General features: G+C 65.3%; 13 protein-coding genes. 1 reads left to right on the top strand and 12 read right to left on the bottom strand.

Features of this window, described 5'->3' with window-relative positions:
- Window positions 1-22 precede the first annotated feature (22 nt).
- From DX923_RS08485 to DX923_RS08525, 9 genes are all read right to left on the bottom strand, one after another.
- Window positions 23-1276: a phospholipase D-like domain-containing protein gene (locus DX923_RS08485; protein ID WP_116114085.1), complete on the bottom strand. Its 1254-nt coding sequence runs from the start codon at window positions 1274-1276 to the stop codon at window positions 23-25.
- 96 nt (window positions 1277-1372) lie between these two features.
- Window positions 1373-1636, bottom strand: coding sequence for a hypothetical protein (locus DX923_RS08490; protein WP_162872862.1), 264 nt, complete (start codon window positions 1634-1636; stop codon window positions 1373-1375).
- Window positions 1637-1942: 306 nt separating this feature from the next.
- Window positions 1943-2479 carry a pilus assembly protein TadG-related protein gene (locus tag DX923_RS08495; RefSeq protein ID WP_162872863.1) on the bottom strand — a complete coding sequence of 179 codons (537 nt, stop codon included), beginning with the start codon at window positions 2477-2479 and terminating at the stop codon, window positions 1943-1945.
- Window positions 2480-2481: 2 nt separating this feature from the next.
- Entirely contained in the window at window positions 2482-2910 is a 429-nt protein-coding gene (locus DX923_RS08500) for a pilus assembly protein (protein WP_240322564.1), read from the bottom strand.
- Window positions 2910-3329, bottom strand: coding sequence for a TadE family protein (locus DX923_RS08505; protein ID WP_205413147.1), 420 nt, complete (start codon window positions 3327-3329; stop codon window positions 2910-2912). Before DX923_RS08505 ends, DX923_RS08500 begins: the two co-directional genes overlap by 1 nt.
- Window positions 3329-3529, bottom strand: coding sequence for a hypothetical protein (locus DX923_RS08510; protein WP_116116241.1), 201 nt, complete (start codon window positions 3527-3529; stop codon window positions 3329-3331). The genes DX923_RS08505 and DX923_RS08510 overlap by 1 nt, the downstream gene beginning before the upstream one ends.
- A 132-nt stretch (window positions 3530-3661) precedes the next feature.
- Entirely contained in the window at window positions 3662-4597 is a 936-nt protein-coding gene (locus DX923_RS08515) for a type II secretion system F family protein (RefSeq protein ID WP_116114095.1), read from the bottom strand.
- Window positions 4594-5454: a type II secretion system F family protein gene (locus DX923_RS08520; protein ID WP_116114097.1), complete on the bottom strand. Its 861-nt coding sequence runs from the start codon at window positions 5452-5454 to the stop codon at window positions 4594-4596. The genes DX923_RS08515 and DX923_RS08520 overlap by 4 nt, the downstream gene beginning before the upstream one ends.
- The gene (locus tag DX923_RS08525) at window positions 5451-6683 is read right to left on the bottom strand and encodes a CpaF family protein (protein WP_116114098.1); all 1233 of its coding nucleotides are present in this window, start codon (window positions 6681-6683) and stop codon (window positions 5451-5453) included. The genes DX923_RS08520 and DX923_RS08525 overlap by 4 nt, the downstream gene beginning before the upstream one ends.
- 205 nt (window positions 6684-6888) lie before the next feature.
- On the opposite strand from DX923_RS08525, the gene DX923_RS17150 reads away from it, so the two are divergent.
- Window positions 6889-7143, top strand: coding sequence for a hypothetical protein (locus tag DX923_RS17150; RefSeq protein ID WP_430732266.1), 255 nt, complete (start codon window positions 6889-6891; stop codon window positions 7141-7143).
- Here the strand turns inward: DX923_RS17150 and DX923_RS08535 are convergent.
- From DX923_RS08535 to DX923_RS08545, 3 genes are all read right to left on the bottom strand, one after another.
- Window positions 7121-7867: a pentapeptide repeat-containing protein gene (locus tag DX923_RS08535; RefSeq protein WP_240322566.1), complete on the bottom strand. Its 747-nt coding sequence runs from the start codon at window positions 7865-7867 to the stop codon at window positions 7121-7123. The two genes, DX923_RS17150 and DX923_RS08535, sit on opposite strands and share 23 nt — an antisense overlap.
- Before the next feature lie 627 nt (window positions 7868-8494).
- Window positions 8495-9094 (bottom strand): CHAP domain-containing protein, encoded by a 600-nt coding sequence (locus tag DX923_RS08540; protein ID WP_116114102.1) that lies wholly within the window; start codon window positions 9092-9094, stop codon window positions 8495-8497.
- A gap of 556 nt (window positions 9095-9650) precedes the next feature.
- Window positions 9651-11225 carry a nitronate monooxygenase gene (locus DX923_RS08545; protein ID WP_240322567.1) on the bottom strand — a complete coding sequence of 525 codons (1575 nt, stop codon included), beginning with the start codon at window positions 11223-11225 and terminating at the stop codon, window positions 9651-9653.
- Window positions 11226-11279: the final 54 nt, after the last annotated feature.

The following is an 11279-nucleotide window of genomic DNA, read 5'->3' on the forward strand; positions in this document are numbered from 1 at the left end:
ACCGAGTCTACGGCACGACCACTCACAGAAGAGGCTGCATATTCGCCAACGCCCGCTCACCGACACGGGCCATGACCCCACGTGCCTGCCAGTCGTCCAGATGGAGCTGTCTGCAGTTGGTGAGATCCCGGGCGAAGATCTCCTCCATATGGGCAGCCTGCTCGTCGCTGAACAACTCGAGATTCACCTCGTAGTTGCCCAGCAGGCTCAACCGGTCGATGTTGGCAGTGCCGACCGTCGACCAACGCCCGTCGACCGTGGCCGTTTTCGCATGCACCATCGCGTCCTGGTAGAGCCATATCGTGACCCCGCCCTTGAGGAGAGTCGTGAAATAACCACGAGCAACCCAGTCGGCGACGATGTGGTTGCTGTACTCCGGCATGAGGATCCGTACGTCGACCCCACGTCGAGCAGCGGCCAGCAAGGCAGCGAGGATCTCCCGGTCCGGAAGGAAATAGGCCTGGGTGATGTAAATCCGCTCCGCTGCCCGGTCGATAGCCTCAAGATAGAGGCCCCGGACGGGGAAGAGCATCCGGTTGGGTGCATTACGGGAGGCACGAATGCGGGCTTCCCATTCCCTCGCGCCCCGGTCAGGGATCTCCGGATGCTCCGGATCACGGTATTCATTCCAGAAATCGACGAAAGTGTTCTCGATCTCCCAGACGGCTGATCCGGTGACCCGCAAATGGGTGTCCCGCCAAGTCGTCGCGTAGAGATCACCGATGTTGTACCCGCCGATGAACCCGACTCCCCGGTCGACCACCATGATCTTGCGGTGGTCACGACCGAAGTACCTCAGGTTGAGCATGAGCATCCCGGCCCGGACCGCAGGAAAACGCAGCACGTGCATGTGCTCGGGAAAGCGGAAGAATCGAGGGTCCACCACGAGGTTGGCGAACCCGTCGTAGACCACGAAAACCTGGACTCCCCGATCCGCCGCCGCGATCAGGGCCTCTTTGAACTTCTCCCCGATAGCGTCGTTCTTCCAGATGAAGGTCTCGAGGAAGATGTGCTCCTGCGCGGAGTCGATCGCGGCGAGCATGTCCGCATAGACGTCTTCCCCGTAGGTGTACGTGGTCACTTCCGAACCAGCGATCCGGGTCGTCGTCGGAGAGCTGCGAGGAAAGATACCCAGCGGCGGTTCTCGCCGTTTACGTACAGCGTCGACAGCCAGCACCGCCGCAACCGCGGCAGCCTGCGCAGCAGCACCCACGCCCAAGGCCCACAGCCCGGCGCGGAGAACGGCTGCACGGCTGGGAAGGTGCGGACGAGACATGCGCCGAGCCTACAAGCAGCGGCTGTGATGTCCCTGGAACAACGCTCCACGACCTCGGTCGATACGGTGCCTGAAGCACCGCACCGACCTGAACGCTCAGGCGGCCAATGCCGCAGTCACTAACCCAAGAACCTTGATTCGGACGCGTTCTTCCACATCGGAACGCCGAGCATCCACCAGCCCGAGTTCATCACCCATCACGGCGATGTCGTCCGCCGCCAACCGCCGCAGAACTCCCGAAACGTGCGCCTCGACATCCGCAGAGACCGACTCCCAGGAACCATCGCGCCCGGCCTGCTGCGCCTCAGCCACCCCGTTCACGGCCGCCACCAACGCTTCCACCATGACGTCATTCATCATCGCGACCATCCCTTTCACACCATTGACCCACTACGCCGTCCGTGGACGCGATCGCGAGCGAGTTCTGTGTTCGTTTGCCCAGTGGGAGAGGCTCCTGTGGCTCCCTCACCAGCGAGCTCAAGCTTTTCAAGGCACCATCTGCCAGCTCTCGAGGCCTCCGGAAAGCTCAGAGATCGCTTGACACCGACCACGTCCTCAGGTCACAACATCTTCCGAGCGACAAGTAAACACTAAGCCCGATAATTGTCACCAATTAAGACGACTTGTCCGACTCTTGAGGGTCCGTAGCAGCCCCAGCACCACTCATCACGGGAGGGGCGTGGACAAGTTGTCCAGGCGGCTTTCGGCAGTAGACGCCACCGTGATTCTCACAGGCCCGAAAACTGACGTCAAGAGCAGATTGCCCAAGGGCATCTCCACCACACCACTCACTGCGACCGTTGCCGAGCGACCGTCACTGCTCCCCGTCTCCTCGACCAGCGACAATGTGCTGACATGTTCGGGAAGCGGGCGAGAAGAAAGGAATTTCTCGGCTTGCGCGCGCACCGATGCGTCGGTCACCGGGACTCTCGCACCCAAGCCTTGCCGGTAGACCACCGACTCGTTCAACGCGTCGGCGGCATCGAGTGCTGCACCGTCCGCCATGTCGTACAAGCGTGCGCGCGCCAGCTGCAGTGCTGTCACATTGACGACGCCGACCACCAGGGTGAGGGCGAGCACGCAGCATCCGAGGACGAACAGCCCGATCTGGCCTGCTTCCCCGGAGTCCGGGCGGGGGCCTTGGCGCAGCGGCTTTGTCTTCGTCTGCGGCAGGGCATGTTTCCTGCTGCGGTTGTTTCCCATCGTCAACGTTCCCGGAAGCGGTCGACTGTCGCGCCGTAGCTGCCGTCGACCCGTACCGTCAACGGCCATGCGTCAGAGAGGAATGCCGGCAGGAGCGGCAGGGGCACGTCGACCGCGGCGTGCACCTCGATTCGGGCATCTGGTGTCAGGCAAGGGTTGGCCGCGCACCGGACAGTGACCTTTCCGCTGTCGAAACCGTGGTCGGCGTAGGCCATACGGGCGGCTGTTTCTGCGCGCGCCTGCGGCGATACCTGTTTCGGTGCAGTGACGAAGGCCCGTCCGGCTTCCCTGGATGCGGTCGAGACCGCGAAGGAGGCGGCTTGCAGACGAGCCACCGTCAGCACCAGGTAGATCAAGGGGATCAGCAGGAGCACTCCGAGGAAGACGAATTCGACGACTGCCGAGCCTTCTTCTCCACGACGTCCGTTCATCACTGCTCCTCCGCGAAAGCTCGGCCTCGTGTGGTGATCGCGCCGGGTGGGCCCCACAGTGCGATCACCGGCAGCGGGGCTGTGACCTGGACTTCTACCACGGCCAGTCCGTTTTCGACCCGGCGAAGCACCCGGACGTCCTGGGCATAGCTCGTGGACAGGGTCTGTGTCACCAGGTCTCGGGTACGTCCGGCGCCCTGCTCAGGGGTCATCCCGGTACGCGCTCCCGCGCGAGCACCCTCGGAGGCTGCCCAGGTGAGGGTATTCCGCACGTGCAAGGTGAATCCCAGTTGCAAGAGCGACAGGGTGATCGCGCACACCAGGATGGAGACCAGGACGAAGTCGACGACTGCCGAACCTTCCTCGGCATTTTTGGTGGGCTCCGCCCGACCGGTCCTTCGCGCTGACCCGTTCAGCACTATTTCTTGCCGGGCCCGGTCACTCCGGCGATCGCGGTGCTGAAGATCTGCGCCAACTGGTCGCCGGCCACCGCCCAGATCGTGGTGACCAGCCCTGCGGTCATCAACGTGATCAGCACCCATCCCGGGACGTCGCCCCGTTCCTGCTCGCGGGATCGGCTTCCGGCACGCAGACCGGCCACGATGACGAAGGAGACCATTGCGGTGGTCACCGCCGGGAGCGGCCAGAGTGCCGCCTTCTGTGTCCCTGCTCGTCCGAAATGCCGCCACATCGATGGGATCCTCATCTATCTTCCTTTCACGAACAGAGTCGTTCGACGTTCCCGAAGAGTTCATGGGGTCAACCGCAGATAGATCAACCCCGGATAGACCGCGAAGAGCACCGTCACCGGCAACACGAGGAAGACCACGGGAAGCAGCATCAAGATCTCCTTGCGGCCAGCCGTCTCCATCACCTCCCGGCGTCCTTCCTCGCGAGCATCCTGGGCCTGCGCGCGCAGCACGTCAGCCAACGGGGTGCCGCGTTCCAAGGCGATGACAACGCCGTCGATGAATCGGCCCAGGGCAGGCAGTCCGGTGCGTCGTGCCATGCCTTGGAGTGCGACGGGCAGGGTGGCTCCAGCTCTGGCGTCCGCCAGGCAGCGGCGGAGTTCATCGGCCAGCTCTCCGGAGGAAAGCCGACAGACCCGTTCCAAGGCGGCTGCCGTCCCTTCTCCTGCGCTGACAGAGAGCGCGAGGAGTTCTGCCACGGTGGGGAATTCAGCGATGATTCGCTGTTCACGCCGGTTGACCGCCCGAGAGAGTTCATGATCACGCAGCAGGATCCCGCCCAGGGTTCCGAGGAGCAGTGCCATCAGAGGGAGCAGCAGCGAGCCGGGCCTGCGCGCCCAGAGGAGGGCGGCCATGCCGAGTCCGGCGAAAGCACCGGCGGCGCCCCAGACGACCTGTTCCACGCGGAAGGCGGCCACATCTGCGAGTTGACCGGACCGAGTGAGCCTGCGGGCCACCGAGTGGGAACCGCCGAGTGCTGTGTCGATCGCCTGGGCGGCGCGGGTCAGCAGCGGTTCCGTCCAGGCCCAGGGCTGAGTGTCCTGGGGGTGTCGGCGCGCTTGCAGAAGAGTGCTCGTCGGAGCAGCGTCCCTGACGTAGGGCGCCAGCCGGTCGGTCAGGGTAGGGGTACGGCGGAAGGGCAGCCGTGCCCAGACGAGCAGGATCCCCGCGGCCAGGGTGAGTCCACAGAGTGCGCCGAGCGCAATGATGCCATTCATCTGAGCACCCGTTCTTCCTCAGGCAGCCTGCCCAGGACCGTCATCAGTCGGTAGGCGGCCAGCGAGACCACCGCGCCGACGAGTAGGACGAGGCTTCCACCTGTTCCGGCATAAGCGCGGACCGAGTCGGGGCGGGTGCACAGCATCGCCAGGACCGCCCAGGGCGCTATCACCGCCAGGCGTGCCGCATTCACCGTCCATCCTTGTCTGGTCTCCAGTTCTGCGCGGGTCCGGGCATCGTCGCGGAGGAAACCCGACAAGGTCCGCAGCAGTCGTCCCAGGTCGCTTCCGCCGACGTCGCGGGCGATCCTCAAGGATTCGATGAGTCGGTCGCCGACCGGATCGGCGAGGCGTTCTTTGAGGTCGTCCAGGCAGACGCTGAATCGGCCTGTCGCGCGGTAGTCGTCGGCGAAGGCGGTGAAGGCCGGTCGGAGTTCGGCCGGTCCGCGGGTGCCCACCTGCGCCAGCGCTTCGGGTAGAGAGAGCCCTGCGCGAACCCCTGAGGCGATGTTGTCGACGACGTCGGGCCAGACCTCACGCAAGGCGAGGCGTCGATGCCGGGCACGAGAGCGGACGAAGAGCACCGGTGCGTAGCCGGAGAGCGTGGCGAAGGAGACCCCGATGGGAAACACTTCGGTGGCGCTGTACACCAACAGCAGGACGACGAGAGCGATGCCTGCGCAGACGGCCAGGAGATGCCGCGGGCGGTACCGGGTGAATCCGGCCTGAACGAGATCGTCCTGGATCCGAAGTATCCAGGCAGGCCGCCGACGGTTCCGGTTCTCCTGCGGCCACAACGAGTTCCACAGGCAGAAGAGCCCCGCGCCGAAGAGAAGCCCCACCGCGGCGCCGCTCATGCGTGCCCTCCGCCGAGGAGAGTGGCGAGATCGTATCCGGCTCGTTCGAAGCGGTCGTGGTGGGGCGGATAGCCGTCGGCGCGGGTGAGCACCCCGTGGTGGCGCACGAAGAGGTCGGCGACCTCGACGACATCTCCTTCGACCCGCCCGGGTAAAGCGACGATCTCGCGGACTCTTCGGCGCCCGCCTGGGTCGACTCCCAGGTGGACGACGAGGTCGATGGCGTTGGCGACGGTGGGCACCACGAAGCGGGACCCCACGTTCTCCCCCGCGAGCAGGGGCAGGGTGCACATCTTGGTGATCGCTTCGCGTGCCGAGTTGGCGTGCAGGGTACACATCCCGGGGACGCCACTGTTGAGGGCGAGGAGTAGGTCGAGGCTCTCGGCCTGCCGGACCTCGCCGACGATGATGCGGTTGGGACGCATCCGCAGGGCTTCGACGACGAGCCTGCGCAACGGGATCTCGCCGGTGCCTTCCAGGCTGGCCTGGCGGCATTGCATGGCGGCCCAGTCACGGCACTGCAATTTCAGCTCGAAGACTTCTTCGCAGGTGACGACGCGCTCTCGGGCCGGTATTGCGCTGGAGAGACAGTTGAGCATGGTGGTCTTGCCTGCCTGGGTTCCGCCGGCGACCAGAATGTTCAGCCCGGCGGCGACGGCGGCTTCGAGGAAGTGTGCCGCCGGGGCGGGGAGAGATCCCAAGCGGACGAGGTCGTCGAGTCGCTCCGCGCGGGCGACGAATTTGCGGATGTTGACGAGCCAGTGCCGCCGGGAGACGTCAGGGATGACGACGTGGAGCCGGCTGCCGTCCGGGAGGGTGGCGTCGACGAAGGGGCAGGACAGGTCGACCCGACGCCCAGAGGTCTTCAGCATGCGTTCGACGAGGTCGCGGACGCTCTCGTCGGTGAGCACGACGGTGGTGAGTTCGGCGACTCCACCACGAGCGACGAACACCTGGTGGGGTCCGTTGATCCAGATCTCCTCGACAGCGGGATCGTCGAGATAACGCTGGAGAGGACCGTAGCCGGCGATGGCGTCCATGACCTGACGGATGGTGCCCTGCGGGTCGGTGAGCCGAGGAAGGCTGCTGGTCAAACACCTGAGTTCGTAGTCTTCGATCGCAGCTTCGACGAGCTCGAGGAAGGCCGCCCGTTGCGTAAGGGGATCCACCCCTTCACGACGTACGAGTTCCCGCACCTCGTTCTCGACCAGCTCCCCCGCCGGTGTCATCGTCTGTCCCCCGATATGTCAGCCCTCAACCTGGACGAATGTCCGGAAAGAACCTTAGGTGGAGTTCAGGACCTTTGTTCCCGGCCTGAGATACCAGCACGACCCGCAGCAGGAATTCGTCCGCCACAGGCCGTGAACCTTCATCACAACACGGTTGATTCACCGGCCCGTCTCCGTGATGTGAGGCCCGTCACACCCCTCGGCAGTGAGGGTCGGCCACCCGCTCAGCGCACCCTTTCAGGTCGTCCTCCGGGCAGACACTGAATCGGCCCGCGGGATACCACGTTGGCCGGAGGGCGTCGTCGGCAGCGTGACCCGCTGCGCCGGATACCACGCGGCCGCCGTAGTACCCGTCGCGTCCATCGTGTTACTCGGCGTGGGCGGAGAGTGGCGCGTCCGACAGGGGCTGGTCGTTACCGCCGTGGCGCTCTCCGCGTCTACCAGTGAACGGGCCGACTGAGCGCCGGCGGCAGTACGGTAGCCGCGTCGCCCTTGGCCGCATTCAGCTGCGCTTGGGTGAGGAACAGCACGCCGGTGAGGTCCGCGCCGCACAGATCGGCGTCCCGCAGATCGGCCCCGATCAGGTCGGCGCCGCGCAGATCGGCCCCGCTGAGGTCGGCCGCGACGAGGAGAGCGCCGCGCAAGCTCGCCTTGCTGAGGTCGGCACCGGACAGCTTCGCACCGATCAGATCGGCTCCACGGTAGCTCTTCTTACGGCCCGAAACCTGAGCCCTGGCCAGCTCGCTGGCGCGCAGCAACAGTGTGTTGACCTCGCTGCGTAGCGTATTCACGTTCAGCGCACTGATCGACTCGACACTGCCGCGGGTCACACCGTCGATGTGGGCCAGCGCCTTCCGCAGCTCCTTGTGCACGGGGCGGGCCGACGGGAGGTCGAGGGCCTCGGTGATATACCAAAGCAGCTCGTGCAACTGTCGAATCACGGAGAAGACCTCAAACATGGAGCCCGCTGTCTTCGGCACCTGACGCCAGTCAATCCTTCCAAAGGTGATCTGGGACACCTTCTGCCCGGCGCCGAAGCAGTCGAACACGGTGCAGCCCTGATAGCCCTTGTCGCGCAGCTGCACATGGATGCCGCAGCGGAAGTCCTGCTGGAGGTTCGAGCACGGCTTGCCGGCGGGCTTGTCGACAGCGAAGTCGGCGGAGCGGGCGAAGGGCAGGGCCACGCAGCACAGGCCGAAGCAGTTGCCGCAGTCCGACTGGAGGTCCTTGCGGTCGTTCCTCGGGGGTCTGCGATCCGGGCCAGCTCTGCCGCCGTGTCGGTCCTTGTCCGCGGACAGACGCTTACGCTCGCCCGCCGCGGACAGGTGGCTCTGCTTGTCCGAGGTAGGCGACCGTCGGCGTCTCCCTGCGGAGGAGGACTGTTTACGACCTCCGACCGCTGAGGGGCCCTTGCCCCCCGAAGAAGTGGAGTCTCCGTACTCTGACAACACCGTGCGTGCTCCTGCTGGTCGACGAACGCGGCATGCCGCGACGCTCCTGGAACGGCTTTTATTCTCGCAGATGGTGCATAGTGCCCGACAGAGCCCACACATACCGGTCCCAGTGACCGGTTTCAGTCCACCGGGCAAAGATGCAGCGCAGCCAGGAGCGCGCGCTCCTGGCCGGGGACGTCATAGGCCAGAGCGCCGTGCAGCGCCGGAACGGCAGCCAGGGTCGGGGCGACCAGCACAGGTCGTGGTCGAGGAAGAAACGCCCCACAGGCCGGGTCACGCGGTCCTGGGCCTCCAATGCCGACAGCACGTCGAACGCGGTAAATGCCTCGATCTCGGCAGCGACGGTCGGCCACCCGTTCAGCGCACCCCGAACCCGATGATCGCCAGCTCCGGCCCCCGTCGATGCCGAGTGACCGCGATCTTGCCCTCCTCATTGCCCCCGACCGTGGTGAGCACCCCGTCCTTCTCCTCCAGCACGAAATTGGTGTGATGCCCGAAGGGCGAGGACTCCCGGTACATCACGATGTCGCCCAACTTCGGCCGGTAACCGGAGTCAGCCGACCGGAAAGCACCCTTCTTCACCAAGGAATCCTGCAAGGTCCACACGCCAGGTATACGCCACCCACCAGAGTGCGGATTGGCCAGTGGCGCACCGGATTCTTTCGCCACCCAGGACACGAAGTTGGCGCACCACGGCTCATCCGCGCCTTGGGAATACTCCGTCCCCTGACGTGGCGACCGGTACTCCGCACGTACCACGGCCAAGAAACGCTGCTGGGCAGGAGTCAACGAGGACTCACTGATCGGCGGAAATTCCTCCCGGGCCGCACCGGTCGCAGACAGCCCGGGGACCGACCCGGCCACCAGCGACGGCACCCCGCAACCTCCGACGAGACCGATCGATGCCGCAACCGACACCCCGAGCAAGACATGTCTGACTCTCATCACGAGCGACATCGTGGCATCCTGAGAACACGCTTGTCAGCGGATATCTGGCAAGCCGACCCGGATCAAGAGTCGGCGACTTCAGCGCCCACTCTGCGAGGCGACTCCGGCATCCCCCCTCAGCCGACAAGAATATTCTTGGTGCGGAAGGGAGTCGCCGTTCTCCTCGTTTTCGGACATGCCACCCTAATGTAGGTTCATGGTCGATGACATGAACATCCCCCATGGCACCGGGACCCTTCCCCCACCCGAGTACGACTGGGCCAACGACCCCGACGGGCTCACCCCAGCGGATTTCGATACCAGGGATTGGCTGCTCGACTCCCTGCTCTCGGCGATCCCCGGAGAAAGCGACACCGACAAGGCCATCAGCATCGGTCTGTCCGTGAACGGAACGGTCCTTTCAGGCAGAGCCGTCTCCTTCGCCCGATGGACGAAATTATGGACCGCCTATCTCGCAGAGTCCGGCGGGCGGAACGGACAAGAACTCGGCGAGGGGTTCCAGATCGTCCTCCCCGATGCTGTCCAACACCGGACCGATTTCCGCAGCCGCCGAGAAGCCCGCCATCTACCGGTTCCTAGCCCCGAATATCTCAATTTGACCCACGTCAAGGTGATCGTCGGCGGCCAGCTGGTCAACATCCGGTTCACCCGCGTACGGATAAGCCAGATCGACGCGTGGTGGGTCGGTGAGTTCGGGGAGGAAGAAGCCTGACGCCTCCTGGTCGGACAGGAGCCAGCGCACCGCTTCCGCCGCCGACCAGCCCTGCGGGTACAGCTCCAACAGGCGCCGTGCCCCCCGTAGGTCCTGCCCCAGGGTCACCCCGGGGACTTCCACGTAACCGTCCTTGCGAGTCTGCCCCAGTCCGATGTTGGCCATCAGCGCATTACACAGACAACGCCGTCCGACGGTGTCCGCCTCTGCCCCACCCTTGCGCAGGTAGAGATCCACCGGCTCGCTCGGGCAGCGATAGCCCAGCGAACCGTCCGGCCGCTCGTAGGGCTCCCGAAGGTAGGACAGATCGCACAGTCGCGGACGTTGCGCGTAGATCCCCTCCTGAGAGGCCGAGTCGGTCAATTCGGCCAACTTGAAGGGAAAACCCGTCGGCGAAGCCCTCGGATCGTTCCGCACCCGCAGACTGCCCGAACGCACCTCGGCCAATAAACGTTCGCGCAGCGGAGCTGCCAGACCCGACTCGGTGGACAAGGCGAAGACCGTTCCGCACTGCACCCCGGCCGCGCCCTCGGCCAGCGCGGCGGCCACCCCTTCGGGATCAGCTTGAGCGCCGGCCACCCAGAAAGGCACCCCCAGCCCCTCGAACTTCGTCAGATCAGCGAGATCCCTCGGACCGTAGACCGGCCCACCGTCCTCTCCCAGCTGCAAAGCGCCACGCGGTGGTGCGCTGTGCCCGCCGGCCAATGGACCTTCGACCACAAACCCGTCCGGGCGGATCCGGTCGTCACGACACAGATAGGTCGCCAAGGAGTGCACCGACACGATCGCCAGGAACTCCGGTTTCGACAGGGTCGGCACCGGTACCCCCAACGCGGTCTGAGGGTCGAGACGCGTCACATGTCGACGGGTGGCACCGGCCACGTCAAGCGTCAGTTCCCCCGCACGACCTGCCGTGAGATCTCTGATCAGTTGAGGAATCTCACGGGGAATGCCCGCCCCCATCAGCACTGCGTCGACCCCGGCCAGCAGAGCGCCGAGAAGTGCTGCCGGTGTCCCCATCTGGATTTTCTCCAGAAGATTGATCCCGACGAGCCCCTGATGCCCTTCCTTGGCCAGCCAGACCTCGACGAAGTTCCCGGTGATCGCCAGATCCAGGGCGTCTTGACCGGGTGAGGCAGTCAGCCGCGGCTGCGGACGATAGGGCGTGCCGGACGCGCGACCGTCCGGACGGTGATACTTCGTCAGCACCCGCTCGGCCATCCCCTGATCGGGGAAGTCTGCGAGCGCCCTGCGACAGTGCCCGGCCAGGTCTCCGTCCTGGAGACGCCGTGCCAGGACCGAGTCCAGGGCCGTCCCGGAGACCACTCCGAGCTGTCCTGTGGAGGCTACTGCGCGGGCCATCTGCCAGGAGGAAACAGCGACGCCCATTCCGCCCTGGATGATCGTGGGAAGCACGGGGAAGGTCATCGGCCGACTCCGTTCGGTAGAGGACGGAAGAGACCTCGGCAACTGAACTTACGC

Origin of the sequence: Austwickia chelonae (assembly GCF_003391095.1) — a bacterium.
GTDB classification, from domain to species: Bacteria; Actinomycetota; Actinomycetes; order Actinomycetales; family Dermatophilaceae; genus Austwickia; species Austwickia chelonae_A.